General features: G+C 65.3%; 16 protein-coding genes and 3 pseudogenes. 10 read left to right on the top strand and 9 right to left on the bottom strand.

The window, feature by feature from the left end; translation table 11 throughout:
* The 3 genes and pseudogenes from Q1K49_RS01220 to Q1K49_RS01210 all read left to right on the top strand — a co-directional run.
* Positions 1-283 (top strand): annotated as a pseudogene (locus Q1K49_RS01220) (hypothetical protein); the annotation flags it as partial.
* Positions 284-636: 353 nt separating this feature from the next.
* Positions 637-1,191 carry a nitroreductase family protein gene (locus Q1K49_RS01215; protein ID WP_300521859.1) on the top strand — a complete coding sequence of 185 codons (555 nt, stop codon included), beginning with the start codon at positions 637-639 and terminating at the stop codon, positions 1,189-1,191.
* A gap of 11 nt (positions 1,192-1,202) precedes the next feature.
* On the top strand, positions 1,203-1,838 hold the full coding sequence (locus tag Q1K49_RS01210) for a DNA-3-methyladenine glycosylase I (protein WP_300521857.1): 636 nt from the start codon (positions 1,203-1,205) through the stop codon (positions 1,836-1,838).
* A 355-nt stretch (positions 1,839-2,193) separates the two neighbouring features.
* On the opposite strand, the gene Q1K49_RS01205 is transcribed toward Q1K49_RS01210, so the two are convergent.
* Positions 2,194-3,081 carry a phosphatidylglycerol lysyltransferase domain-containing protein gene (locus tag Q1K49_RS01205; protein WP_300521855.1) on the bottom strand — a complete coding sequence of 296 codons (888 nt, stop codon included), beginning with the start codon at positions 3,079-3,081 and terminating at the stop codon, positions 2,194-2,196.
* Between the two features lie 449 nt (positions 3,082-3,530).
* Here Q1K49_RS01205 and Q1K49_RS01200 point away from each other — a divergent pair, with 449 nt between their 5' ends.
* On the top strand, positions 3,531-3,869 hold the full coding sequence (locus tag Q1K49_RS01200; RefSeq protein ID WP_300521854.1) for a cupin domain-containing protein: 339 nt from the start codon (positions 3,531-3,533) through the stop codon (positions 3,867-3,869).
* 249 nt (positions 3,870-4,118) lie between these two features.
* On the opposite strand, the gene Q1K49_RS01195 is transcribed toward Q1K49_RS01200, so the two are convergent.
* From Q1K49_RS01195 to typA, 3 genes are all read right to left on the bottom strand, one after another.
* Positions 4,119-5,162: an ABC transporter substrate-binding protein gene (locus Q1K49_RS01195; protein WP_300521851.1), complete on the bottom strand. Its 1,044-nt coding sequence runs from the start codon at positions 5,160-5,162 to the stop codon at positions 4,119-4,121.
* Positions 5,163-5,842: 680 nt separating this feature from the next.
* Positions 5,843-7,072 (bottom strand): DVU_1551 family NTP transferase, encoded by a 1,230-nt coding sequence (locus tag Q1K49_RS01190; protein WP_300521848.1) that lies wholly within the window; start codon positions 7,070-7,072, stop codon positions 5,843-5,845.
* Between the two features lie 394 nt (positions 7,073-7,466).
* Positions 7,467-9,362, bottom strand: coding sequence for a translational GTPase TypA (typA, locus tag Q1K49_RS01185; protein ID WP_300521844.1), 1,896 nt, complete (start codon positions 9,360-9,362; stop codon positions 7,467-7,469).
* A 268-nt stretch (positions 9,363-9,630) separates the two neighbouring features.
* On the opposite strand from typA, the gene Q1K49_RS01180 reads away from it, so the two are divergent.
* A complete protein-coding gene (locus tag Q1K49_RS01180; protein ID WP_300521842.1) occupies positions 9,631-10,524 on the top strand; it encodes a peptidyl-prolyl cis-trans isomerase in 894 nt (297 codons plus the stop codon).
* A gap of 153 nt (positions 10,525-10,677) precedes the next feature.
* Here the strand turns inward: Q1K49_RS01180 and Q1K49_RS01175 are convergent, their stop codons facing one another.
* Both Q1K49_RS01175 and Q1K49_RS01170 read right to left on the bottom strand, forming a co-directional pair.
* A complete protein-coding gene (locus tag Q1K49_RS01175) occupies positions 10,678-11,481 on the bottom strand; it encodes an EFR1 family ferrodoxin (protein WP_300521841.1) in 804 nt (267 codons plus the stop codon).
* Positions 11,482-11,803: 322 nt separating this feature from the next.
* A pseudogene (locus tag Q1K49_RS01170) lies at positions 11,804-11,974 on the bottom strand (ATP-binding protein); the annotation flags it as partial.
* Positions 11,975-13,148: 1,174 nt separating this feature from the next.
* Here Q1K49_RS01170 and Q1K49_RS01165 point away from each other — a divergent pair.
* Positions 13,149-14,495 (top strand): hypothetical protein, encoded by a 1,347-nt coding sequence (locus tag Q1K49_RS01165; RefSeq protein ID WP_300521839.1) that lies wholly within the window; start codon positions 13,149-13,151, stop codon positions 14,493-14,495.
* The gene (locus tag Q1K49_RS01160; RefSeq protein ID WP_300521837.1) at positions 14,443-16,497 is read left to right on the top strand and encodes an HD domain-containing phosphohydrolase; all 2,055 of its coding nucleotides are present in this window, start codon (positions 14,443-14,445) and stop codon (positions 16,495-16,497) included. The genes Q1K49_RS01165 and Q1K49_RS01160 overlap by 53 nt, the downstream gene beginning before the upstream one ends.
* A gap of 32 nt (positions 16,498-16,529) precedes the next feature.
* Here the strand turns inward: Q1K49_RS01160 and Q1K49_RS01155 are convergent, their stop codons facing one another.
* The gene (locus tag Q1K49_RS01155) at positions 16,530-16,757 is read right to left on the bottom strand and encodes a hypothetical protein (protein ID WP_300521835.1); all 228 of its coding nucleotides are present in this window, start codon (positions 16,755-16,757) and stop codon (positions 16,530-16,532) included.
* Positions 16,758-17,791: 1,034 nt separating this feature from the next.
* Between Q1K49_RS01155 and Q1K49_RS01150 the strand changes: the two genes are divergently transcribed.
* The 3 genes from Q1K49_RS01150 to Q1K49_RS01140 all read left to right on the top strand — a co-directional run bounded on the left by Q1K49_RS01150 (position 17,792) and on the right by Q1K49_RS01140 (position 23,495).
* Entirely contained in the window at positions 17,792-19,519 is a 1,728-nt protein-coding gene (locus tag Q1K49_RS01150) for an adenine deaminase C-terminal domain-containing protein (protein WP_300521833.1), read from the top strand.
* Between the two features lie 137 nt (positions 19,520-19,656).
* Positions 19,657-20,958 (top strand): NCS2 family permease, encoded by a 1,302-nt coding sequence (locus Q1K49_RS01145; protein ID WP_300521830.1) that lies wholly within the window; start codon positions 19,657-19,659, stop codon positions 20,956-20,958.
* A 1,019-nt stretch (positions 20,959-21,977) separates the two neighbouring features.
* Complete coding sequence (locus Q1K49_RS01140; RefSeq protein ID WP_300521828.1) at positions 21,978-23,495, top strand: HD domain-containing phosphohydrolase; 1,518 nt, start codon at positions 21,978-21,980, stop codon at positions 23,493-23,495.
* Here Q1K49_RS01140 and Q1K49_RS01135 read toward each other — a convergent pair.
* A complete protein-coding gene (locus tag Q1K49_RS01135; RefSeq protein WP_300521826.1) occupies positions 23,480-25,486 on the bottom strand; it encodes a histidine kinase dimerization/phosphoacceptor domain -containing protein in 2,007 nt (668 codons plus the stop codon). The genes Q1K49_RS01140 and Q1K49_RS01135 overlap by 16 nt on opposite strands.
* Positions 25,487-25,927: 441 nt before the next feature.
* Positions 25,928-26,138, bottom strand: a pseudogene (locus Q1K49_RS01130) (hypothetical protein); the annotation flags it as partial.

The raw sequence follows: 26,138 nt of genomic DNA, 5'->3' as shown, positions 1-26,138 counted from the left end.
GATTTCCTTTGCGGTGGTGAAGGAGATCAACGCCCCCCGCTTCGCCGGCATGGCCGTGTCGGTGCTCAACGTGTGGGGATTTCTGAGCATGGCCCTTCTTTCTCCCGCCATCGGGGCGCTCCTGGACCGCTTCAGTGCTGGTGCGCCCCTGGAGATCGCCTATCAGCGGAGTTTCTGGGTCTGCTTTCTCGCGGTGGCGGCGGGGTTCGTCTGTGCGTTCTTCGTTCCGGAGACGCGGTGCAGAAACGTCTACGTTGCCGGTGTCTCGGCGCCTCCCCGGTAGAGAGGAGAAACGTTTCCGTTCGGGGCGTTCGGCCTGGGCCGAGGAATCTGCCGGGAGCCGTAGAATTTTCGGAGGCGCCGGAGCGGCGTCCCCCGAGGAGGGAAATGTGCCCGAGACGGTTCACATTCTTCCTCCGGGAGTCCGAAGAGAGCGTCGTGCAGGAGAGAGTGTTCTCCGCAGGAACAGGAGCGGATTCTTCTTTGTTTCCCCGGTGAAACCGGTTCGGATGTTCTTAAGGAGCGGGATCCCGTTCATGATCCGCGAAATGGCGTTTCACACCATCGGAACGGTCGAAGTATGATGCGCTGGAAGGCAAAGTGAAATGTGTACGCCGGATGGAGGAGGGGTTTTTCGTGAACGTAGTGCTCGAAACGATACGGAACAGGCGGAGCGTGCGCAAATATCTGCCCGGGCAGATCAAGGAGGTGGAGCTTCAGGCCATTCTTGAGGCGGGGGCTTTCGCCCCGAGCGCGCACAACGATCAGTCCTGGCATTTCACGGTGATCCAGAAGAAGGAACTCCTCGACGAACTGAGCCGAAAGACCATCGCCCTCATGGCGCAAAGCCCCCTGGAGTGGGTCCGGAAGATGGCCGCCCGGGAAGGGTACCATCTCTTCTACAACGCTCCCACGGTGATCGTGGTGTCCGGCAAGGATGACGCCATGTCGCCCCTGGTGGATTGCGCCGCCGCCATCCAGAACATGCTTCTCGCCGCCGAGGCCGTGGGTGTGGGGAGCTGCTGGAACGGTCTCATCCGTCACCTCTTCGCGAAGAAGGAGGAGCTCGCTCCCCTGGGGCTGCCTTCGGGGTACACACCGCACTACGCGGTGAGCTTCGGATACCCCGACCCGAGCGTGCCCCTCGCCGCCCCCGCCCGCAAGGAGGGGACGGTGGCCTACATCCGGTGAGGGAGGACGTCGTGGCGCCGGAGCACGTGCGCTGCCCCTGGGCGGGGAACGATCCGCTCTACCGGGCCTATCACGACTGCGAGTGGGGTGTTCCCGTCACGGAGGACCGCCTCCTCTTCGAGTTTCTTCTCCTTGAGGGCGCCCAGGCGGGGCTTTCCTGGATCACCATTCTGCGCAAGCGGGAGGGGTACCGGAGGATCTTTGCGGGGTTCGACCCGCAGGAGGTGGCCCGTTGGAACGAGGGGCGGGTGGAGGAGATCCTCGCCGATCCCGATGCGGGCATCGTGCGGAATCGCAGCAAGGTGCGGGGCGCCCTGGCCAACGCACGGGCCTTCTGCGCCGTGCAGGAGGAGTTCGGCTCCTTCGCGGCCTACATGTGGCGCTTTGTCGAGGGAATCCCGATCACGAACAGGTGGGAGCGCAACGAGGATATTCCCGCCGTCACGCCCCTGGCGGAGCGCTTCAGCAGGGATCTCAAGGCCCGGGGGTTCTCCTTCGTGGGGCCCACCATCTGCTATGCCCACATGCAGGCCGTGGGCATGGTGAACGATCACCTGGTGTCCTGTTTCCGCCACGCCGAGGTGGCGGCCCTTGCGGAGGGGGTGGCCGCCGCAGCGGCCGTGCGGAGAAAGGGCTCTTTCTGCTGAGGAGCAGACGGTATCGCTCGCACTCCTCCGGATGCGTCGGCTTCGAGGGCAGGGGAGCGGGTCCGAGGAGCTTCGCCGGAGAAGGACGGAGAGAAGGCGCGCCGCCTCCTCTGCGCGCGAAGAGGTGGAAGAAGAGGTGCGGGAGGGGGGAGAGAAAAGCCCGGAGGCAAGGAATCGCCCCTCTGCGGGGCCCGTGCACGGGCGAGGACGAAGGACCTGCGAGCAGGTGGGTTTCTATCATTTCCAGCTCTGCGGGGGCCCGTGCATGGGCGAGGACGAAGGGCTGTGCGTGCCCGGAAGGCTTTCGCGGAAGCGTGCGGGGTGACGAATGCCGCCGGGATCGGAGCGGGATCCGTCAGCGGAGCAGGACCGTCTCCTTGCGGAGAAACGCCACGGGGCGGTAGGAAAGCTTCGCCTGGCGGATGCCCGGATCGTCCAGATCCTCCTCGCGATTCGCCAGAACGAAGGGTGTTCCCTCGGCGGCGAGAAACATGCGGTTGATGGCCTGGTAGGCCCCGGGTACGTCGGGGCAGGCCTTTTCGAAATGGATGGCCACCGTCGTCGCATCCAGAACGCCCGCGACGGTGTAGGCCGCGATGACGCCGTCCACGTCGAGGACGCCTCCGAGCAGTCCGTCGAGCTTCTCCCAGGCGTCGAGAATTCGGAGAACGGCCTTGTGTTCCGCCCCGAGATCCCCCGGGGAGGTGTCGCCGAACCGCTCCATCCAGCGTTCCTGAAAGGCCATGACCGCGGGGATCTCCTGCCGGGTCAGAGGACGGTAGCGGAAGCGTCCCTCGTGGAGGCGCAGGAACTGGTTGTATTTCTGCCGGCGTGTTCTGTAGGCGTTTCCGGGGAGTTCCACCAGGTCGGACACGCGGTGGAGATATTCCCACTGTCCCCGCTGTTCCGTCCGGACCACCCGGTCCGGCAGCGCCTTCGCCCAGAGGTCCGCCAATTCCTCCGGAACGGCGAAGAACTCCGTCGGCTCCGGAAATTCCCGCTGGAGCAGCGCTTTCCAGTCCACCCGGTTCCATTCTCCCACGGGGGCGAAGCGGAGCGGCACCGGGCCGGTCTGGCGGGGCCAGACGAGAAAATCGTCCCAGGCCCATTCCATGGCATAGGTGTCCGTCCATCCCCAGAGGGAGACGAAACATTCCAGGGCCGGCCGAACGGGACATCGTCCGAAGAGAGCTCGGTAGGCCGTTTGGCGTTCCAGAGAGATCGGTTCGAAGGTCAGTGTCATGTCGTTCATCCTCTGAAAGGGTCGGGGGTATGGTGAGACAAGCGTTCCTGCGCATTGTAGGGCGGAGTCCGTCGGAATGCAAGGGAACCGGACTGGTGACGGCGAGCCGGGCGCCTGGAACAGCGTTGGAGACACGGACGGAGAGCGGCGGCGGAAGCGGGAGCGACAACAGAAGGACGCCTGGACAAAGACCTTTCGCTTTCCCTTGACTCGGAGGACGCATCAGGCTCTGCGAAGCGCTCTGCGGGGCTGACGTCGCCTTATTCAGAGATTCCAGAAGCGGAAACAGAGCGTGACGACGGTGATGGTGGAACGGAGGCCGCTCTTCGTTGCAGGCGCCACGCCTCGGGAGGAAAGGGGCCTTGCCGTTTCCGACTCCGCTCGGTGGAGGGCGTGCACCGGTCTTCGCCGGAACGGAGCGAGACGTTCGGAGTGAGGAGGAAAAGACGATGTCGTTTATTTCGTGGGACGAGTTGCCCGAGAGAGAAGTCGCCAAGGGGTTCCATGCCCGCATGGTCCACGGGGAGAAGGCCACCCATTCTCTGTGGCGTATCGAGGAGGGGTCCATCCTGAAGCTTCATTCCCACCCCCACGAGCAGTTCACCTACGTGCTGGAGGGGGCGCTGGAGCTGGATGTGGAGGGCGATGTCCGGGTACTGCATCCCGGCGAGAGCGCGTATATTCCCTCCAATGCGCCCCACATGGGAAAAGCGCTCCGCCCGTGCCTCGTCATGGATTTCTTCGCCCCCGTGCGGGAGGACTACCGGGACGCGGAGCGCCCGCGCTAGACGCGTCGCACGCGGGAGGCAGTGCCCTTCGGGATTTCGGGAACAGAGCACGAAACGAGCCGGCGCCGGATTGACGGCGTCGGCTCGTTCTCTTGCGCGAACGCTTTTGTGCGAGTCCTTGCTCTGAAAGCCCTTGTGTGCGCGTGCCCTTGTGGAAGCGCTTCGTGGTTTGAAAACGCTTGAAAAGGCCGCACGCGGATCCTTTCGGATAGGTAGGGATCCCTGGGGATCCCCCCTTGCTCGGAAGGATCACTCGGGATAGAAGAGGTCGAGAAGCGCTCTTGCCCCCGGAACGACCCGGAGCAGGGAGGGGCGGCTCACCAGTTCTTCGGGGATCGTGGCGATCCTGGCGTCGCCGAGTCCCGATGCCCAGGGACGGGCGCGCACCTCCTCTTCCGTGGTGTCGTTCATGGGGCCTCGCTGCACCAGATAGACGTCGAGCCCCCTGGTGGTGTAGTCCAGCAGGCGCTCGACGCCGCAGGCGGCGAGCGCACTTCCCTCCCGCAGGGGAGCGAGGTCCGCGGCGACGTTCTCCCCTCCTGCCACGGCCAGAAGGTGGGCCGCCCAGGAGCGGGGCGCGCAGGTATGCAGCTCCCGGCCCGTGCTCTCCAGAAAGACCCGCACGGGCGGCGCCGCTCCCCGGCGCCGGGCCGCCTCCGTCGAGACGAGATCGAGTTCGGCGAGGGCCTTTTGCCACGCTTCGCCTCCTTCCGGAACGCCCAGGAGCAGGCCGAGGCGCTCCAGATAGGTGGGCATGCTCTCCCACTCGGGAGGCGCCAGAGAGACCACCGTCACGCCCGCCCGCTCCAGCGTTGCGATCGCTCCGGGAGAGAGGCTCTCCACGAGAGGACGCAGCAGCACCAGGTCGGGCGCCAGGGCGAGGAGGCGCTCCGCGTCGATCTTGGCGGGAAGGCGGGGAAGCTCCGGAAAGAGGGCCGGATCGTCCGCCCGGGAGACTGCCACGAGACGTTTCGCCGCACCCAGGGCGACGAGATTTTCGCTGTGCCCCGCGTAGAGGGAGACGATGCGCGTTGCCGGAGCGGCCAGAAGGCAGGTCCGCCCCGCGTCGTCCACGATGCGGAGGGCGTTTTCCGGCGCGCCCGGTACGGAGGAGTTCTCCGGACGGGCCTCCTCCGTCGGCGCAGGTGTTTGCGCCAGGGCCGGAAGTGTGCCGCAAAGTCCGAGGAGCCCCTGGAGGAGCACAAGTCCGAGGAAGACCCGAAGCCGGAACGTTCGTGCTGTTTCCGGAAAGAGTGGCGCCCGATCGCGCCTTGCCGTCGTTCGGATGGTCATGGTTGCATCGCCTCCTGGGTCGTGATGGCGGAGGAGATCCTCCGGGATGGTCGCAAAGCGTGTGCGCGTTTCTGCAAAAAGGAAGCGCTGCATAAAGGCAGTCCTGATCGAGTAGGAATCACCCTCTCTGGAGCGCAGGTCCCATCGCGTTGTTCCGAGATCGGCGCGGCATTTTCCAGAGGTTCCTCAAGATCTTTGGAAGTCCTGATCAAGTAGGAATCACTCTTTCTCAATCCCGGATCGCATCGCGTTGTTCCGAGATCGGCGTAGCATTTTTCAGAGGTCCCCTTTGGCTTTCCCTTGATTCGGGTCGCATCAGGCTCTGCGAGGCGTTCTGCGGGGCTCACGCAGCCTTCTGCCGCGGTGTCAAAGCGTTTCCGTCACGCGCTCTCGGGGCTCGTGCGGAACAAAGTGTGATCGAACCCACGGAAAAAACGAAGGGCGTGGCGAAGAAGAGCGAAAAATCCGTTCCGCCGCGCTGTCTTCCGCCGCTTCCTTCCGCCTCGTCTCCCGGCCTTCCTCCTCCGGGATCCGAGGCGGGGATGTCCGGGAAGTTCCTCTTCGGAATTCTCCCAGGGGAAGGAGCGGCCCGCCGGATCGCGGCGTGGGCCTTCTCGCGGGAGGACGTTCCTCTCCCCAGAGGCGCTTTGCGCGTGCTTTCGGCGCGTTTTCGGGGGCCTTCAGGCGCTTCCGGTGTGCTTTTCGGCGTTTTCAGGCGCTTTCGGCGCGTTCTCGGGCGTTCCGAGCGGGGCCAGAAGTTCCTCGGGACTTTTTCCGAGCGCCGCCTCCAAAAGGTGCGTCACGGAGGCGGCGCGTTCGAGCCGCTTTCGGCCACGCCGCAGCGCCTTCGGGTCGCCCTGGTATTTCGTCTCCAGACCGGCGATGCGCGTTTTTAAGGAGACCACGCGGTGGTCGTCCACGAGTTTGTCCGCGAGATAGAGGAGGTTCGCCTCGTCCAGGGCGGGGGGCAGGGAGGCGGGCAGTTCCATATGTACCGCCGTGAGAGCCGCGACGGCATTGTAGCCGTGCGCGCCCAGAAAAGCCGCGCCCGCCTCGGCGTGGTGCTTTTCAAGGCGTCGCACGTCGTGGAGCAGCGCCGCCGACCGAAGCAGGGGAAGGTCGAGGGGCACTCCCGCGGCGGCGAGAACCTCGCCGAGTCGCGTCGCCACCGCCGCGACGGTGCGGCAGTGGGTGCGCACCCGCTCGGGCGTGTTCGCGGCGTTCCAGAGGGCCTCGCATTCCTCGTCCGTGGGGGCGGATTCCCGAAGGGCGTAGGCGGCGAGGCGCCGGTAGTCCTCGGGGGTGTCCATGTCGAGGAGGACGCTTGCGTCGGGAACAGGGCAGTCCTTTGCGTCCGCCCCGTCGAGCACGTCCCGGAGCGTTCCCTCCGTGCGGGCGAGGATGGCCTGCCGCAGCGGGCCCGCCAGAAGAGGGGGGTGCCCCCGCGCGCCCGCGAAAAACGGATGGACCACGAGGGGAAAGGACTCCAAGGGCATTCCCGCCCGGCGCCCGGCGTCGGCGAAGGCCGCGAGGAGCGCCCGGTAGGTGGCGGGCTTCACCAGAGGAACGTCGCCGGGGAGGAGGAAGAACGCCTCGGTCTCCTCCGGAAGGGCCGCAACACCGGCCTGCACGGAGGAGAACATGCCCTCCTCGTAGCGGTCGTTGTGCACGGTGCGGGCACCGAGGCGGGCCGCCTCGGCCTCGACTTCCTGCCGCCAGTGTCCCGTGACGACCACCACGTTTTCCACCCCCGCCGCACGGAGCCGCGTCACGGCCTGGGCCAGGGCGGAAGTTCCCCCCAGTTCCAGAAGCAGCTTGCAACACGCCATACGGGAGGAAAACCCTCCCGCGAGCAGCACCGCCGCCGGAGCGACGGAGGGCGTTTCTGGCGCAGCCGGAAAGAGCGTCATGGGATTTCTCCTGGGATGCCGTTCCTTCCGCGTCGCTGAGCACTGAGCCCTCGAGCGGCAGGGGGCGCGCAGGAGGAGGATTTCTGATTTCTCTTGCGGTGTCGGGGATATAGGGTCACTGTCTTCACCTCCGTGGTCAGTGGTCGGTGATCCGTGGCCAGTCTGTCCGCCCCTCCGGTCACTGCTCACTGAGCACTCGATTTTTGTTCTCCGCGACGCACGGAGCGAACCGTGCCGGATTCTTCGGCAGGGTCCGCCGAGGCGCTTTCCTCGGGACGCCCCTCTCCGCAGCACCTTCCGTTACAGCTTTTTCTGCGAACGGTCCGGAGGGTTCGCACGGCTTTTGTCGGCGGTGTGTTCCTTCGGCGCGCTTCTGCCTTCGGAAGGGTCTTCCTCAGGCGGTGCGCCCCTCTTCCTGCTGCCGCTTGCGCTCGATCTTCTTGCGGGTCTCCGCGTCGAGGACGGCCTTGCGGATCCGGATGGAGCGGGGGGTGATCTCCACGAGTTCGTCATCGGCGATCCACTCCAGCGCCGCGTCGAGGCTCATCTTCCGCGGCACGTTGAGCACCACCGTGGTTTCCTTCGTGGCGGAGCGGATGTTCGTCGCGGCCTTCCTCTTGGTGGGGTTGCAGGGAAGATCGTTGCCGCGGCTGTGTTCGCCCACCACCATTCCCTCGTAGATCCGGTCTCCCGGCTCGACGAAGAGCACACCCCGGGGCTGAAGGTTTTCGAGCTGGTACGACGTGGCCTCTCCCGTGTCCATGCTCACCAGGGAACCCCGGGTGCGCCCGGTCACGTCGCCGCGCCACAGGTCGTAGCCGATGACCCGGGAGGACATGATCCCCAGCCCCCGGGTGTCGGTGAGAAATTCGTTGCGGTAGCCGATGAGTCCCCGGGTGGGGATGGTGAACTCCAGGCGGAGCGTCCCCGTTCCGAGAATGGCCACGCTGGTGAGTTCGCCCTTGCGGCGGGCGAGTTTTTCGATGACGACGCCCTGATACTCCTCGGGAACGTCCACCACGAGCTGTTCCATGGGCTCCAGGAGATTTCCCTCCTCGTCGGTGCGGGTGATCACCTCCGGGCGGGAGACGCAGAGTTCGAGCCCCTCCCGGCGCATCTCCTCGATGAGGATGCCCAGGTGCAGTTCGCCCCGTCCCGACACCTTGAGCCCGTCGGCGCGGCCCAAATCCTCCACCCGAAGGGCAACGTTCGTCTTCTGCTCCCGTTCCAGGCGCTCCCGGACCTGGCGCAGCGTCACCGCCTTTCCCTCCTGCCCGGAGAAGGGGCCGGAGTTGACGAGGAAGAACATGGACACCGTGGGTTCCTCGATCTCCAGAGGGGGGAGGCACGCCTCGGGCGTCTCCGTCGCGGCGAAGGTGTCGCCGATGCCGATCTCCTCCGGTCCGGCGATCCAGACGATGTCCCCGGCGCTCACTTCTTCCAGAGGCACCCGCTCCAGCCCCCGGGTTCCCCAGAGGTGGACACAGCGCTCCGGCGAGGTGCTCACCTTTTCCCAGGCGGTGCGCTTCGGGTCCTTCCAGTGCACGGCGGTGCGCAGGAAATCCGCTCCCTTCCGGATGGATCCCTGGAGGATTTTGCCGCAGCCGATGCGGCCGATGTAGTCGCTCCATTCGAGGGTGCTCACCTGCATCAGAAACGGCGCCGACAGGTCCGCCCGGGGGGCGGGCACGTGCTCCACGATGGCCTCGAAGAGGCGGTCCATGCCGTTCCGGGGATCCTTGTCGAGGTCGCGCACCATCCAGCCGTGCAGCCCCGATCCGTAGAGCACGGGGAAATCCGCCTGCTCGTCCGTGGCGCCCAGTTCGAGAAAGAGGTCGAAGGTGCGGCTGAGGGCGTCGTCGGGGGAGGCGTTGGGGCGGTCCACCTTGTTCACGATGACCAGGGGGCGGTAACCGAGGGCGAGCGCCCGCATGAGCACGTAGCGGGTCTGGGGCATGGGGCCTTCGCAGGCGTCGACCAGAAGGAGCACCGAATCCACCATGGAGAGGACCCGCTCCACCTCGCCGGAGAAATCCGCGTGTCCCGGCGTGTCCACGATGTTGATCCGGTAGTTCTGCCATTCCACAGTGCAGTGTTTGGAGCGGATGGTGATACCCCGTTCCCGTTCCAGGTCGCCCGAATCCATGAGGCGCTCAGGAAGGCGGGCGTTGTCCCGAAAGACGTGGGCGGCGCGGAAGATGCCGTCGATGAGGGTGGTCTTGCCGTGGTCGATGTGGGCCACGATGGCTACATTGCGGATGCCTTCCGCCCGGGGAAATGTCGAATCCATGGGAGTTCCTGCCTTTCTTCTCTTCGTAGGGAAGTGCGAAATGTCACGGCGGTCGCGCCGCGTGCCGGAATCCGGCAAACAATCATTATACCTCGAAATCACGACGAATTGGTTTCGGAAGTCTGTCGAACAAGCCGTCGAACCTTCAGTGGTAATTTTCCCCCGGATTCGGTAGGATATCCGATGTCGTGCCGCAACAGCTCGGGTATCATGGGACGGCTTCGGAAACAAGGCGTCTCCAACACATATCGGTGGGAGGAATTCGTACATGTCAAAGGCAGGAAGGTTTTTCCGGGTTTCATTCGTGCTCGTCTGCGCTCTGCTGCTCCTGGCGTCCGGAGGATTCGCCGCGGAGACCACGGCGTCTCCTGACGTGGCTCCCGAGGGTTCCGTCTCCGATCAGACCATGACCGATCCCGAGCGGGTTCTCGCCAAGGTGGGCGACGTGGAGATCAAGGTGAAGGACGTGGAGGAGGTCATCGCCTCCCTGGATCCCCAGCGGGCGGCGTTCTTCAACAGTCCTCTGGGCCGCGGCAAGGTGGTGGAGCAGCTCATCAACCGAAACCTCTTCTACCTCTACGGCAAGGAACTCAAGGTCGACCAGGGTGACGAGTTCAAGTCCGAGCTGGAGAAGATCCGGCGCGAAATGATGAGCCACTTCGCCCTGCAGAAGGCACTGGACGAGATCAAGATCTCCGACGAGGAGATCAAGAAGTACTACGACGAGCACAAGGCGGAGTTCGTGGTTCCCGAGAGCATCCGGGCGAGCCACATTCTCGTCGCCAGCGAGGACAAGGCGAAGGAGATCGTCAAAGAGATCAAGGACGGCAAGATCACCTTCGAGGCCGCCGCAGTGGAGTACTCCAGCTGCCCCTCCAAGGAGGCGAGCGGCGACCTGGGCTTCTTCGGCAAGGGCCAGATGGTGCCCGAGTTCGAGAACGCCGCCTTCGCCCTGAAGAAGGACGGCGACATGAGCGATCCCGTGCAGTCCCAGTTCGGCTGGCACATCATCAGGCTCACGGAGCGCAAGGATTCGACCCAGAAACCTCTCGATGAGGTGAAGGAGCAGATCCGGCAGATCATTGCCGGGGAACGGCAGCGCAAGGTCTACGAAGACAAGCTCGCGGAGCTGAAGAAGACCTACAAAGTGCAGACGTTCTAAACCGGAACGGAGACTGAGGCGACGCGGCATTTTGCCGCAATGCCCGGTCGGGTGGAGATGAAGCGGGCCGGATACTCAGGGATCCGGCCCGCGTGCTGTGGGGATGCCCGCACGCGGAGTTTTGACTGGAGCGCCTCCTCTGTCGTGTCCGGGCTATGCGTTCCGGTGCGCCGCACTCCAGGCGAGATAGCGCTCCCGGGAGATCGCGGGGTGGTGGTAGCGGTTTTTCGAGGCCGAGGTGGCGCTGTACTCGATGGCTTTGACGGGGCACCAGTGAAAACAGGCCATGCACCCCGTACAGGCCCCGAGCCAGCGGGGGCGCCCCCGTTCGTCGAGGGCGATGTCCCCCACGGGGCAGACCGTCGCGCAGACGCCGCAGGCGGTGCAGGCGTCGGTGGCGCGGTAGCGCCGGTCTTTCGGTCCCACCTGGGCCATGGCGTGCGTGTTCGCGAAGGTGGAAAGCCACGCGAAAAGCCCCCCCGAAGGGGGCGTCTCCCGCCGGGAGCGCACCGCGTCACAGATGGCCGCAAGCCCCTGCTCCGCCTCGGCGACGATCTTTTCCAGCTTCGCTCCCGAGGGAGGATTGGACACGGGAGGATAGTTCCCGGGCATTCGCTGGTGGAATGCTCCCCGCACCCGGACGCCCCGCTTTGCAAGAAGACGGACTCCCTGCACTGCCGTGCCGAGGGGCATGCCTCCGCTCGTCAGGAACAGGTAGACCCAGCTCTCCCGCGAGACGGAGAAGGTTTCGAGAAAACGATGAACCACCAGCGGCGCGCCGAAGGCGTGCACCGGATAGGCGATGCCCACGGTCTCCCCCTCGCCGACAGTGGCCTTGCCCAGGCATCCCGCCATGTTTATCAGTTCCGTTCCGCCGCCCAGAGCCTCGGCGATGCGGTCCGCGCACCGGAGCGTGTTTCCCGTTCCGGAATAGACGTAGATCTGGTGCATGCCCATGCCCTTTCCCCCCTGATTTTTCCAGCGTATCGTCGGACACGCGTATAATCCTTTCTTTTCTGTGGGAAGGGAAGCGCCTTTTTGCGGAATTTCTTAAGAGCACTATGCTTTTGATTTCAGAATGTCCCGAACGGTACATTCCGTTGCGCCACGCTTTCGGGATGTCAAGGGACACCCGGATTCCCGCACGAAGGGGACATCCATTTTTCAGCACATTGCCCGCCATGCCATCATGTCTGAGCAGAAACCGATTCCTGAATCTGTCGGGATTCCCCGGTTTCGTCATCCCCCCTTCCCGGCAGTCCGGGTTGCGGTGTTCCATCTCCCAGAGTCTGCAACTGCTCCCATTCACGTGGACCACACGGCAGTGATGGAGAAGCCGGTCCAGAATCGCCGTGGCGAGCACTTCGTCGCCCGCGAGCATCTCCGGCCATTTCCGGATGCTCTTGTGCGGCGCAATGTGCCGGAATACACGCGGCGTTCTCTTTTTCATCCGCACACATCGCTTTGATGCCGGTGTGCGGATGGGCGGGAGCGCGAACGGAGACGTAACGTGCCCGGCGTCTTCTTTCGCGTCGCTCCGCGAACCCTGTTGTGCCCACAGTGGGGGTGTCGGTTGAAATGTGGGCGTGGTCGAGGAAAATTTCGTGCGAAAAAGGGGAAGAAGAGTTTGCTTAATCCTGACTATTTCTAGGCCTCTTCGGAGGAGTTCGTTCTTCTCTCTGTGCCTTGATGTGATGATGTCAAGAGAGGTTTTGACGGACGATGCGTCTGTGCATCGAGGTGTCGCGAGAGGACTCTCCTCCCCTCATCTGTGGGACACGAAACGGGGAAGAGACGCCCCGTTCGTCGCAGCGGAACGGCGCTGTTCCCGCTCGGTTTTCTCCGGTACGTGTCACCCTGGCGCGTGCGAGTTGTTCCACCGGCTCCCCTGGGGTATGATGAAGTCGTGTTCTTTTCTTGCCACGGCGCTGTGGCGCAGCGACGCGAGGCTTCTCTTTCCCGCGCTTTTTTGTGACGGGGTTTCTTTCGGATCTCAAAGTGGCATGGCGGGCGGAGAGAACGGGAGGTGCCGCTGTCCGAAACTCCGGCTTATCGGGATTCCCGGAGCGGATATGAACGCGTGTTTCGATGTGTACTTTGATGTGTGAGATCAGGTTGGGCCGAGAGTGCCGAGGCTTTTCTCCGAATGGGCGGGGTGTTTTTTCCGGCGCATGGAGGTGCATCAGGGAGTGACACCGCACGCCGAAGGAAAGCGGCATGGCGGTGGAGGTCGGTGCGCGGTCCTGCATGTGCTTTCTGGAGCGGCACCGCACGCCCCCCGGAGGCGGACAAAGGCCCCGGAGCCAGAACGGGCGGTGGTGGGACATGTGGGTGGGAGCAATCTCACCCCGGCGCACGCCCTCCGGAACCAGAACGGGCGGCGGCAGGGTACGCTCCTTCTTAAGGAACCTCTGAAGAAAGACCTCTCGCTTTCCTTGACTCGGGTCGCATCGGGCTCTGCGAGGCGCCCCGCGGGGCTGACGCAGCCTTATTTCAGGGAATCTCTGATGAAAAGGGTTTCCCGCTCTGTTGCTCTTGATTGCATCGTGTTTTCGTGAGGTCGATTCGGCGTTCCTCAGAGGTTTCATAAAGGAAGCGTGGGGAACTGTGAGGAGGTGGGGATCGTGTGGAAAGCCTTTGCAAGGGGCGATTCGGTCCGATCCGTCCCGGGGAGGTGCGCCGCCGGAGAACGTGCCGCAGGGGTGCGGGCTCCGGGGCTGAGAGGGGTGAGCCCGGGAGTTCCGGGTGGACGTGGTGTTTGTGGTCGCGGTGCCGTGATGCGCCTGGGAGGGCTCGCGGCGGTCCTGGTGTTGCTCCTCGGCGGTGTCGGCCTCGGCGGGGCAGGGACCGGAACAGGTGCGCCTCGGGGGGGCTTTTCCGTCGCGGGCCTTTTCCCCTTGTGGGCATGTTTCGCCTCTGCGGCGGAGAGTGCGGCGGCACAGTCCGGAGATCTCTCGGGGGATCTCCCCGGAACGACCGGCGGCCTTGACGCCCCCGCCTCTGCCGCTTCCCCCGTTTCCTCTTCCTCCGCCTCGCCTGTGCCTTCCATGTCCTCCGGCGGCGAGAGGGCGTTCTTCGGCGCCGTCGGCGTGGTCTGGAACGAGGACCGGGTCTGCGCGATCGGACAGGGGGTGTCGCCCCTTTCCGGCGACACTCCCCAGGGAAAGCTCTTGGCCCGAAGGGCAGCGGTCACGGATCTGCAGCGGAACCTTCTGGAGTTCGTCAAGGGGGTCCGGATCGAGGCGACCACCACGCTGGAGAACTTCATGACAAAGGACGTGGTCAGAAGTTCCGTGGAGGGCGTGATCGCCCACGTGGAAATCTACGATTCGGACTGGCGCGACGGCATCTACACCGTGTACGGAGGCGTCCGGATGGGCTCCCTGCGCAGGGCCGCGGTGTCCCAGATTCCTGAAGTGAAGCGGAGATCCCTTCCGACCTACGAAGGAAAGGGGTTTCGCGAGCTGGTCATCGACGCCCGCTCCCTCGCCTTTCGCCCCTCTCTGGTGGTGCGGGTCCGGAGCGAAGGAGGCCGAAGGGTGTACGGTCCGGAGTTCATCGACAGGACCGCCTTTCTTGAAAAGGGGATAGCCGCCTACGTGGCGAAGGAGGAGACGGAGACATCGCTCCGGGGGGTGCCGCGCCGGGACGGGCCGCTTTCTGAGGCGGGAGCGGGGGTGCTTTGCGGCGTCGCCCGCACTTTTCTGGGGTTTTCCCTTCCCGCCCGGGCCGACGAGGCGGTTCTCGCCGTCAAGGGCGTGGGCCTCGCCGAGGACGGCGCTCTCGTGATCGCCGACGACATGGCGGACCTCATCGAAAAGAACTCCTACGACTTTCGGGTGCCCGGCAACGTGACCATCATCACGAAGACCGCCGCCATCCGGGGCATCCTTCTCGATCTCGGAACGGAGGAGGCGGTTGCGGCGAAAGCGCCCTTCCGGTGGCGTCGTGCTTCCGAAGGCGATTCCTGAGGCGGCGCGGACGGCGGAAGGGCGGGTTTGGGCGGCGCTGCGGCGGCGGGGGGCGCTTCTTGCCGCCCTGGCGGTGTGTGCTGCGGCGCTGTTTTTCACGCATCCTCCTCTCTTCGTGCAGAAAACGGACCGCTCGTTTCTCGATCTCCGGTATCTGTGGACGTCTTCGCCGGCTCCCTCGCGGGAGATCGTCCTCGTTCTGGCCCGGGAGACGTCTCTGGCGGCGCTGGGGCAATGGCCCTGGAGCCGCCGGATTCACGCCGGGCTCATCGAGCGCCTTTCCGCGCTGGGTGCGCGGACCATCGTCTACGACATTCTCTTTCCCGAAACGAGCGACGCCGAGGCGGACGCGCTGCTCGCCCGGGCGGCACAGGCCCACGGGCGGTGCGTCTTCGCCACCCACCTCGCGGAGGATGCCGGAGAGGGCGGGGCGACGCTGCTTCTTCCCTACAGGGAGCTGGCCCGGTCCGCGGCGGCTCTCGGCGTGGCGGGCGTCGCGCCGGACATCGACGGTGTGTACCGCACGCTGGTCCCCCTGTGGCGCCACGGCGGGCGGGCCTTTCCCTCCCTGTTCCTCGCCGCCGTGGCGACGCACACCGGAGAGCCCATCGCCTGGGGCGAGGCGGACAGAACGGTGTCCGTGGGTGCGCGGCGGGTGGCCGTGGATTCGGAGGGGCTCTTCTTCGTTCCCGAGACGGACGAGCGGCTTTTTCCGGTTTTCGAGTTCTCCCGGGTGCTCGAAGGGCGTGTGCCGGAGGACGCCTTCCGGGACAGACTCGTGGTGGTGGGCGTCGAAGCGGCGGGAATTCTGGCCCGGGACATCCTTCCCGTCTCGCGGCGGGGGCGGGTGGAGCACCTGGCCGGATCGGTCTTTCTGGCCCTGGGCATGGACGTGTTCCTTTCCGCCGCGTCGGAATCCTCCGGAAAGGCGCTGCACGGCGACCCCGCGCCCCTGGGGGCGCTTTTCTTTCTCGTCGCCGCGCTCTTCTTTCTTGCGACGGGGCTCTTTGCGGCGGGCTGGAAACGAAACGCCGCAGCGGCGGGAGGGCTTGTCCTCCTGCTCGCCGTTTCCGCCCTGCGCGCCCGTCTTTTCGGCGTCTGGCTCTCCCCCGTGTGGCCCCTCCTCGGATGTGCTCTTTTTCTCCCCACCGCGATGCTCTCCCGGCTGCACATCCTCACCCGGGTCGCCGAGGAAGAGCGCCTGCGCCTGCTCGACGGTGTGACCCGGGCCATCGCGAACGCCATCGACGCGAAGGATCATCTCACGGGGGGCCACTCCGAGCGGGTGGCGGCGCTGACCTGCCGCCTCGGGGAGAAGCTGGGCTTCTCGCACCTGGATTTGCAGGGGCTCGCCGTGGGCGCCCTGCTGCATGACGTGGGCAAGATCGCCGTTCCCGACGCGGTGCTCCGGAAGGTGGGCAGGCTCACCCCCGAGGAGTACGACCTCGTGAAGACCCACCCTGTGCGCGGGAGGGAGATCCTCGCCGCGGTGCCCTTCTCGCCGGTGGTCTTCCGGGCGCTGGAGGAGCACCACGAGAAGATGAACGGCCGGGGCTATCCCCGGGGACTTGCCGGGGAGGAGCTTTCCCTCGCGGGCAAGATTCTCGCCGTGGCGGACGTGTTCGATGCCCTCTCCAGCGAGCGCACCTACAAGGACGCCTGGTCGCTGAAGGAGATCCGGGACTTTTTCGAAAAGGCTCGGGGGACCGAGTTCGACCCGGAGGTGGTGGACACGCTCTTTGCCCTTCTCGACGACCGGGACCCGATCTTCGAGTTTCTTCCGGCGCCCCGCGGGGAAGCCGGCGCGGGCGGTGCGGCGGGCGTCGGCGGGCCGGAACCCGAGCCGGAGCCCGCACATGCCGGAAGGGCGCAGGGTGCTTCGGAGGAGCCGGACGGCGGAGGCGCATTGCCCCGGAACGGCCAGGAGGACCTCCCGTCGGAGAAAGACGCCTCCGCGGAGCGGATTCGGGGGGTGCGGGTGCGGTCTGTCCGGATCCGCTGACGGAGGATCGGGACGGAAAAACCGCGTGCGCCTTACATGTGCAGGAGGATCTTCAGGGAAACCCAGAAAAAAAGAAGAAGAAACGCCATGGCGAGGATGGCGTAGAAGAGTTCTCCCGCGAACCGTCCCGTCCCTTCGATGAAGATGCCCAGGTACCTGAGAAGAACGCCCAAACGCCTCAGAAAGACACCCAGATGCCTCAAGAGAGCGCCGGCCATTCCGAAAAGGACGCTGGTACCGGCGAGACGTTTTCGGATCATGAAAGCACCTCCGTAAAGGGCTCGTGGAGCTGGAGCGGCGCGGGTGCAACGGTCAGTTTTTTTGTTGCGGGAGCGTTTGACGACATGGCCCGATGGACCGGTTCGGGCGCGGCTCTGTGGATTTCGGGAGAAAACGAGCGCATTTTCCGAGGATGCGTCGAAGAGACGGGAACTCTGATCAAGCAGGAATTGCCCTCTCTCGATTTCCATTGCATCGCGTTTTTCCGAGATCGGCGTGGCATTTTTCGGTTCCATGCGTCGAGGGCCCGCCAAGGACACGTCGAGGATGCGTTCATGGTGTCCACGGAAGTCATTCTACCGTTTTGACGAACGATAGGCGACAGCGGCGGAAGCACCGCGACGCATACCGTTGCGGAAGCGGAAGAAGACGGCGAGGGGATTGGTGTGGGCACGGGCACGGGCACGGGCACGGACGCGAACTCTTCTCTCGCCTCCGCGGCGCCGCTTCGGAGGGTGCGGGCGTGGGCGCAGCGGCGCTCCTGCTCGCGGCGCCGCTGCTCTTGCTGCACCGTAGGTGAGAAGCGCGTCCTTCGCGGCCCCGGCGCAAAGGCTCCAGGGCAAACAAGAGGAAGCAACGCGGACCGGCGCGGTTCCCGCGAAGGCGTGACATCTCCGGGACCGGCGCTCTTTGCGGAAGCAACGCGGACCGGCACGGTTCCCGCGGGGGCGTGACCTCTCCGGGACCCGCGCTCCCTGTGTGAGCAACGCGGACTGATGTGATCCCCGCAGGCGGCGAAAACGCGCCTGCGGGGATCGCGCTTTTGCGGCCCTGCGCTCCGGCCTCTGGGCGGCGCATGTGCGTCCGGGTCCGTCTCCAGGGGCGGAAGGTCCTGTGCCGGGCGTCGTGACACCGGTGCTTTCGCTGTCTCCGTCCGTCGCAGGGTGCTATACTTTCCGTGATGCGCGGCGTCCTGGGGCGCCCTTGTGTGTTTCGGCCCGTCCGGCCCGGAGCCCCTTGAGGGGGCTCCGCGGCGGGGCGTGCGGGGCAGTCGATCTTTCGGGAGGGAAGCGCGATGACGATGGCGACGCTTTTGGCGGTGGCGCGGGGGGAGCATCCCGCGGACCTCGTGCTTCGGGGGGCCCGGATCGCGAACGTCTTCACCCTGGAGTACGAAGAGGCGGAGGTGGCGCTCTGGAAGGGGCGCATCGCGGGCATCGGAAAGGGATACCGGGGTGCGGTGGAGGAGGATCTCTCGGGGTTGGTGCTGGTGCCGGGGTTTTTCGACGGGCACTGCCACATCGAGAGCACGCTCCTCACCCCTGCGGCCTTTTCGGAGCTGGCGGCGGTGCGGGGCACGGCGGTGGTGGCGGCGGACCCCCACGAGATCGCCAACACCTGCGGCCTCGCCGGGGTGGAGTACATGTGGCGCGAGGGGTTGGGCTGTCCGGTGGAGCTTTTCTACGCGGCTCCGTCCTGCGTGCCCGCGTCGCCCTTCGAGACGGCCTTCGAGACCCTGGACGCGGCGGCTCTGGCGACCTGTTTCGCCCGGGGGTGGTGCGACTCCCTGGGAGAGGTGATGAACTATCCCGCGGTGACGTCGGGGGATCCGGAGCTGTGGAGCAAGCTCTTCGCCGCGGGGTCCCGGGTGAAGTCCGGCCACGCCCCGGGGCTTTCCGGTGGGGAGCTTTGCGCCTACTGCGCGAGCGGCTGCGACTCGGACCACGAGAGCGTCACCGCCGCGGAGGGGCTGGAAAAACTGCGCCGGGGCATGTGGCTCATGATCCGCGAGGGGGCGACGGAACACAACCTGGAGGAGCTGGCTCCCCTCGTGGCGGCGGACGAGGCCCGGTCGAGCCGGTGCATGCTGGTGAGCGACGACCTGACGGCACGGTATCTGCGTGACCGGGGGCACATGGACGAGAAGATCCGCCTCGCCGTGCGGCACGGCATCTCTCCCCTGGCGGCGCTGCGCATGGTGACCCTCTCTCCCGCCTCGTATTTCGGGCACCGGGACCGGGGCGCGGTGGCGCCGGGATATGTGGCGGACCTGGTGGCGGTGGACGATCTCGAATCCTGCCGGGTCCGGCGGGTGTGGAAACACGGGCGCCTCGTGGCGGCGGAAGGGCGCCTCGTCGCCCTTGCCGTGCCCCGGGCGACGCCTCCCGCACCTGTCCCCCTCCGGGTCGCCCTGCCGCCGGAAGAGGACTTCTCCCCGGCCGTGCCGAAGGGTGCACGGCTCCGGGTGATCGGCCTCCGCCCCGGGCAGGTGGTGACGGAGCATCGCATCGTGGAGCCGTCGGTCCGGGACGGACGGGCGGTGCCGGAGGCGGGGCGGGATCTGGCGCTCCTCGCCGTGCTGGAGAAGAACCGGGGAACGGGGCGTCTTGCCCTCGGGTTCGTCCAGGGGCTCGGGCTCCGCGAGGGGGCGCTGGGGTCGTCCGTGGCCCACGACGCACACAACTTCGTCGCCGCGGGCATGGATGCGCGTTCCGTCCGGCGCGCCCTGGTGGCGCTCGCCGCCGCGGGGGGCGGCCTGGTTGCCGTGCGGGGGGACGAGGTGCTGGCGTCGCTGCCGCTTTCCGTGGGGGGGCTCATGCACGCCGGAACGGCGGAGGAGGTCGTTGCGGGGCTCGACGCCGTGGAAACCGCGGCGGCCCGGCTCGGGACGCCCCTCGATCACCCCTTCATGGCCATGAGCTTTCTCTGCCTCTCCGTGATTCCCGAGCTGAAGCTCGCCGACACGGGATACGTGGATTTGTCGAGGGGCGGGGCGCAGTCCCTTTTCGTGGAAGGAGCGTGAGGAGCGTCCGGGGAGAGGAAGAACGGAGAAGACGAGCGCGGCTGGAACGCGAAGCGGGCGGCGCGGAAGCGCCGACACCGCCTGGCTTCGCTGCAACCATCTTCTGAAGACATTTTCTTTTTTGAGGGAGGAATACCATGCTGTCCTGGCTCGAACGCCGTTTCTCCGTCCGTGAGGCGGGGAGTGACGGCAAGACGGAAATTCTCGCGGGCATCACCACCTTCATGACCATGGCCTATATCATCTTCGTGAATCCGAGCATCCTCTCCAACACGGGCATGCCCTTCGGCCCGCTCATGACGGCCACCTGTCTGGCCAGCGCCCTGGCCACGCTCTGCATGGCCTTTCTCGCCAACTATCCCATCGCCCTGGCCCCCGGAATGGGGCTTAACGCCTTCTTCGCCTTCGGGGTGGTGCTCGGCATGGGCATCTCCTGGGAGGTGGCGCTGGCGGCGATCTTCCTCGAAGGGGTGCTCTTCATCCTTCTCACCATGACCCGCCTGCGGGAGAGCATCGTCAACGGCATTCCCAAGTCCCTGAAGATCGGCATCTCCGCGGGGATCGGACTCTTCATCGCCTTCATCGGCCTTCAGAGCGCGGGGATCATCGTGAAGAACGACGCGGTGCTCGTGGGGCTGGGAGATCTCAAGAGCACGCCGGTGCTCCTTGCCTTTCTCGGGTTCTTCCTCATGGTGGCCCTTGAGGCGCGAAAGGTGCGCGGCTCCATCCTGCTGGGCATTCTGGCCATCACGGCCCTCTCGGTGGTGCTGGGCGTGAGCAAGGCCCCGGAGGGAATCGTCTCCCTGCCGCCCTCTCTCGCGCCCATCTTCGGCAAGATGGATTTCTCTCTGGTGGGAAGCGCCAATTTCTGGATCGTCCTCTTCTCCTTCTTTTTCGTGGATTTCTTCGACACCGTGGGTACCCTCGTGGGTGTCACGAACCGGGCGGGCATGCTCGACGCCAAGGGACAGCTTCCCCGGGCGCAGCAGGCCCTTCTCGCGGATGCCATCGGGACCACCGCCGGAGCCGTGCTCGGCACCTCCACCGTGACCTCCTACGTGGAGAGCGCCTCCGGCGTGGAACAGGGAGGGCGCACGGGGCTCACCGCTCTGGTGACGGCCCTTCTCTTCCTCGCGGCGCTCTTCTTCTCCCCCCTGGTCTCCATCGTCCCCGCCTGCGCGACCGCACCGGCGCTTATCCTGGTGGGCATCTTCATGATGATGGGCCTGCGGGAACTCGATTTCGACGACTGGACGGATTTCGTTCCCGCCTGCGTGGCCCTGCTGGTCATGCCCTTCTCCTACAGCATCGCCCACGGCATCGAGTTCGGCATCATCTCCTTCGTGGTGCTCAAGCTCGCCACGGGAAAGGCAGGGGAGGCGAGCCCCCTGATGATCGGGCTCTGCCTCGTGTTCCTCGCCAAGGAAATCTTCGTCTGACGACGGCTTTTTTCCGGTGCGTCCGGAGAAGGAGCAGGAGAAGGTCCGGGCGGGTGCTTCCGGTTTTCGGGATCCCGGTCCCGGAGGCGGAAGTGCGTACAAGGCAACGCGGAACGAACGACGAGCGCGGCGTTTTTTCGGGGTTACCCGGAAAAACGCCGCGTTTTCTGTATGAAGACGTTGTGCACCGCCCGCGGCTGCCCGGCACTTTGCCGTGCCGTGGTCGCTCGCTCTGTGCGGGGAAACGCCGTGGTGTGAGCCGTTTCCGCCTTTCGCACGATGTGGTGCACACGGCTCACACGACAGCGCGGCAGGGCCCATGCAATCGGGACGGGGCGAGGGCGCTCCGCCTTTGTCGGGGGCGTTTTTCTCCGAGTGTCGGCGTGGGCTCCGGCCCCGAAAGATGAACAGCAGGTCGGGAAAGGTTTCGTTGAAAATAAGAAAGATGTTGATTGATCTGGTGCTCTATGCCAAGGGGACGACATCTTCTTGACGTATACTGCGATATCGCGCACAATGTACAGAGTGTGCTTCTGTGAGTGTGTTCTTATTTCAGAAAAAAACGGAAGAGAGTCCTGTTTTCTGTAGTTCGAAAGGCTCTGTAATTCTGGGTATGGTAGCCCTGTTCGATTGATCTTTGGGTCTCTTGTCTTAGGGGAGCTCTGATGAAAAGGGTTTCCCGCTCTGTTGATCTTGATCGTATCGGGTTTTCGCGAGGTCGGTTCGGCGTTCTTCAGAGGTTCCTTAAGGTGCAGATCTTTTGGGCGTCCGCCCGGGGCTCCATTTCCGAAAGTTTTTCGGGTGACGTGCACAAGGGTGTGTTTGATGGCGTGGTTTTTGCCGGGCGAAGGCGGTTCGCGCGGAAGTCGTGGTGTGCCGGTTTCCTGGAAGGAACGCCTGCTTCTGCCGGGGTACGCCCGGGTGAAGGCATTCGGGGGTGCCGCACCGCTCGAAAAAAAGGTCCCGCAATGGGGTTCACCGGAAAAGAAGCAGAGGATGGAAAGGATTGGTGCGGGAACATGAATGTCGAGGCGGTGAAACGGACCTTCGCCGGGAGTGTTTCGGTCAAGGTGTTCTCTCTTTTCGCCGTGGCCGTTTTTCTGGCGGTGTTCGCCTCGCTGGGGGTGATGCACGTTCTGGTGCGGGAACGCCTGGCAGATGATCTGCGTTCCCGTGCGGAGGCGAGCGCCCGTCTCCTGGCCTCCATGCTGGCGGAACCGCTGGCGCGCTCCGCCGGGCGGGACGTGGAGGAGTTGGTCCGGGTCTATGCGGAGCGGAGCGATGTGCCGGTAATGGCGGTGTCGCTCCGCTCTTTCGGTGACGGCTCCCGGGGTGGCTCCGGAGACGGCGGAAGGACCGGCGGGGAGAACGCGGCGGAAGCGGAGAGGGTTGTGGCCGGATTCGTCCGTCAGGGGGAACGCCTGCTGCCTCTCGCCGCTCCTCCGGGCGAGGGCGTTTTTTCCGGTGAGGGAGATCTGCTGCGGGTTGTGGAACCCGTGCCCGGCGAAGCGGCGCCTCTCGGCGCGGTGGAGGTCTACGTCTCCCGGGAGGAGCTGCGGCAGGACATGCGCCGCCATCTTCTGATCCACGGGACGGCGGCGGTCTTCTTCGTCTGTGTTCTTCTGGGAGTGCTCTTCCTGAGTCTGGAGCAGGTCGTCTTCACTCCTCTGCGGCATCTTGCCGAGGCGGTGAAACATTTCCGTTCGGAGGCCGAGGCGGAGGCAGCGGCGGGGGAGGCCGCGGAAAGGGTTCTGCCCGAGCCGGTTCCCGTGGTGGAGCCCGCCGACGAGTTCGGCGATCTGGCCGCCACGTTCCGCGAGCTTTCGGGAACGCTGCAGCAGAGTTTCGCCCAGCGGGACCGCCTGCTCCGGGAACTGCGCCGGAAGAACAACCTTCTGGTGCTGGAGGCGGCCACGCGGGACAAGGCGCTCCAGGAAGTGGATGCAACGCAGCGGGAGCTTGTGCTCACCCTCGGGGAGGTGGTGGAGACCCGTTCGGCGGACACGGCGAACCACGTGCGCCGCGTGGGGGAGTATGCCTGGCTGCTCGGTCGCGGCATGGGACTGGGGGTCGAGGCGGCGGACCTGCTGCGGGTGGCGTCGCCGCTCCACGACGTGGGAAAGATCGGCATTCCCGACGCGGTGCTCAACAAGCCGGGACCGCTCACGCCGGAGGAGTTCGACCTGGTGAAAACACACACGCTCATCGGAAACCGCCTGCTCGGCAGTTCTCCCCGCAGAATTTTCCGGGTGGCGGCGAACGTGGCGCTGCAGCACCACGAGCGCTGGGACGGCAGGGGATACCCCGAAGGGCGCCGGGGGGAGGAGATCGATCTTTTCGCCCGCATCACCTGCGTGGCGGACGTGTTCGACGCCCTCACGCACCGGCGGGTCTACAAGTCGGCCTGGTCGCTCGAGGAAACCCTGGCTTTTCTGCGGCAAGAGGAGGAGCGGCACTTCGATCCCCAGGTGGTGGACTGCTTCTTCGCCAGCCTTGAGGAGATCCTCGCGGTCTTCCGAGCCTATCCGGACGACTGAGCCCGGCGGGGTGATTCCACGGGAAAGACCACGGTGGCGGAAAAGCCGCCGTCACTTGTGAAGGTTGCCGTGCCGTCGAGCTGTCGTGCGAGCCCCCGCACCAGGGTGAACCCCAGGCCGGAGCGGATTCGGCCAGTGTCGATGCCGGGAGGGAGCCCTACGCCGTTGTCCGCCACGGAAAGCCGCACCGATCCGTTTTCCACGGCGAGGTGGATCTTTAGCCGCGGTTCCGCCCCCGGCGCTCCGTCCTCTGCCGTCGGGGCGATCCCGGGTTCCGGGGATGGCCAGGCGTACTTGAGAGCGTTGGTGACCAGCTCGTTGACGATGAGAGCACAGGGAACGGCCCGGTGCAGGGAAAGCCGCACCGAAGCGGCGGTGACGGAGACCCGGGGCGGACGGGTCTGGGCGATGGAGAGGATGAGCCGCACCAGCTCGTCCAGGTAGTCCCCCATCTCCACGGCGCCGAGGTTCTTCCGGCCATAGAGGTGCTCGTGGAGAAGTCCCATGGTCCGCACCCGAGAGAGGGTCTGGTTGAGCGCCTCCAGGGCCTGGGAGTCCGTCACGCTCCCCATCTGGAGGGAGATGAGGCTTCCCACGACGGCGAGGTTGTTCTTCACCCGGTGATGGATTTCCCGAAGAAGTGTCTCTTTCTCCGCCAGCGATTCCTGCAGTGCCCGCTCCAGGGTCTTCTCCGCCGTCACGTCCGTGAAGAAGCTCTCCAGTTCGCCCCTCTCCCGGTCCACGCGCCCGCTCAGGGAGATCCAGAGGGGCTTGCCGAAACGGTTCCGCCGTTCGAGGACGATGTTGCGGTTCCGCCCTTCCTCCAGCTCCTTCAGGTAAAAGGCACGATTCTCGGGGTTCGCGTAGCTCGCGAGCGTGTCGAACTCCCGGAGAAAATGTTCCCGGTTCTCGTAGCCGAAGATGCGCGCCGCCTCGTCGTTGGCGTCGAGGGTGCGCCCGTCCTTTGCGATGACGCGCACGATGCCCAGGGGGGCCAGGTCGAAGAGGGTGCGGTAGGTCCTCTCCCGAGCCTGCAGTTCCTCCCGGAGCAGGGCATTGCGCATCGCCAGGGAGACCGTGCCGAGAAGGCGGTAAAGCTCGTGCAGGGTGTACGCGTCGAGGAAACGCGGCACGTCGAGAAAGGCCAGAAACAGCACGCCCAGCATGCGCTCCTGGTCCGCCAGGGGGTAGACCAGCGCCGAGGCGATGCGATTCGTCCCCGGCAGATCGACGAAATAGGGCGAATGGGGATAGTCCCGGACGTAGAGGGGTTCTCCCGTGCGCAAGACCTGTCCTGCGGCGCCGTCGTGTTCGGAGAAGGACAGACCGACGAAGGGGCGCAGGATTCCCGAGGCGGCGCGGATCACATTGCGCTTTGTTTCCCGGTCCCAGACGCAGACCGAGACGTGTTCCGTGTTGAGCAGGTCGCCCAGGTGGCGGCACGCCGTGTCGAGCAGGGCGTCCGGATCCAGATGCTCCAGCAGGCTTTCCGAGATGGCGTAGATGGTTGCAAGCTGGGCGTTTTTGTGGCGGAGGCGGGCCTCCTCCAGAACGCGGCCGGTGATGTCCGTCAGCGTCGCCGCGGCGAGGGGCTCCGAAACAAGGTCCTCCAGGAGGCTCAGAGAGACGAGGAAGGTGCGGCACTGGCCGTCCGCGCAGAAGATCTCCGACTCGAAGGCGAGGGGGTCCCGGAAGGCGAGCAGCTTCCGGAGGTTCCGTCGCCAGTGCATTGTCTCGGTGGCGCCCAGGAGCACCGAAACGGGCCTGCCCGTCAGGTCCTTGGCGCGAAAGCCCCCCAGAGCGGCGAAGGCGTTGTTCGCCAGGACGAAATGTCCCCGGGAGTCCAGAAGAAAACGGGGCGTCTCCTCAAGGAAGAAGAGGCGCTCCGTCAAGGAGGAAGAGAGCGAGCGGTCTTGGTTTTCTCCCTGAAAGGGCGTGTCCTGGTTGTTTTCGCGGGACGGTGGTTCGGGGTCGAAACCGTTTCCCGTCACGATGGATCCCCCTTTTTTCTCCACGGAACGAGGAACGTAGTGCGGTGTTGAAACGGGCCATCGGAAAAAAACGGAGGGCGCACAGCATCCTGTCGCCGCCCGCCTGCTCATGTACTTCTTTAGAGAACCATAGCACACTTCTTCGGGAGGGTCAATTGTGTACTCTTTTGCCGACGCCGATGTTCCGACTCCGAAGCGTTTCCGGAATCGCATCGAAGGAGCAGTTCCGCGGAAGGAAGGGCTCGTGACAAGCACGTCCTTCCACGTTTCGCGAAAACGGCGGGAGGTGCATCCCTTCGTCCCTGCTTCAACCATGGTGATGTCCCTGTCACGTTCCGCGAAAAACAGAAGGAGGCGCATCCCGTTCCGAGGGCGGTGCGGAAAACACTGCCCTCTCGGAACAAGATGCGCCTCCTCCGTGCGGGGACGTGACACAGGCTGCTAGAGGTCCTTCGGTTTTTTCAGGTCCTTCTTGATCTCCTCCAGATAGGCCCGGCTCTCGTCGGAGAGGTTCGCCTCAAGAGGTGTGGGGGCGTCGGTGCCTCCGGAGCCGGGGGCGAGATCGCCCTCCGTCAGGGGGGCCCAGCCGCCGCCAAGGGCCTTGAAGAGGCGCACGAGATTGGCGAGCATCTCCCCCTCGCTGATGGCCAGG

Source organism: Aminiphilus sp., from assembly GCF_029975095.1.
Classification (GTDB): Bacteria; Synergistota; Synergistia; order Synergistales; family Aminiphilaceae; genus Aminiphilus.
The sequence above is the reverse complement of the archived record's forward strand: the minus strand, read 5'-3'. Positions and strand labels throughout refer to the sequence as shown.

Bases quoted from the DNA above. Each gene is read 5' to 3' on its own strand.
- Q1K49_RS01205 (WP_300521855.1), bottom strand. From the start codon at position 3,081: ATGACACTGACCTTCGAACCGATCTCTCTGGAACGCCAAACGGCCTAC.
- Q1K49_RS01200 (WP_300521854.1), top strand. From the start codon at position 3,531: ATGTCGTTTATTTCGTGGGACGAGTTGCCCGAGAGAGAAGTCGCCAAG.
- Q1K49_RS01195 (WP_300521851.1), bottom strand. From the start codon at position 5,162: ATGACCATCCGAACGACGGCAAGGCGCGATCGGGCGCCACTCTTTCCG.
- Q1K49_RS01190 (WP_300521848.1), bottom strand. From the start codon at position 7,072: ATGACGCTCTTTCCGGCTGCGCCAGAAACGCCCTCCGTCGCTCCGGCG.
- typA (WP_300521844.1), bottom strand. From the start codon at position 9,362: ATGGATTCGACATTTCCCCGGGCGGAAGGCATCCGCAATGTAGCCATC.
- Q1K49_RS01180 (WP_300521842.1), top strand. From the start codon at position 9,631: ATGTCAAAGGCAGGAAGGTTTTTCCGGGTTTCATTCGTGCTCGTCTGC.
- Q1K49_RS01175 (WP_300521841.1), bottom strand. From the start codon at position 11,481: ATGGGCATGCACCAGATCTACGTCTATTCCGGAACGGGAAACACGCTC.
- Q1K49_RS01155 (WP_300521835.1), bottom strand. From the start codon at position 16,757: ATGATCCGAAAACGTCTCGCCGGTACCAGCGTCCTTTTCGGAATGGCC.
- Q1K49_RS01150 (WP_300521833.1), top strand. From the start codon at position 17,792: ATGACGATGGCGACGCTTTTGGCGGTGGCGCGGGGGGAGCATCCCGCG.
- Q1K49_RS01145 (WP_300521830.1), top strand. From the start codon at position 19,657: ATGCTGTCCTGGCTCGAACGCCGTTTCTCCGTCCGTGAGGCGGGGAGT.
- Q1K49_RS01140 (WP_300521828.1), top strand. From the start codon at position 21,978: ATGAATGTCGAGGCGGTGAAACGGACCTTCGCCGGGAGTGTTTCGGTC.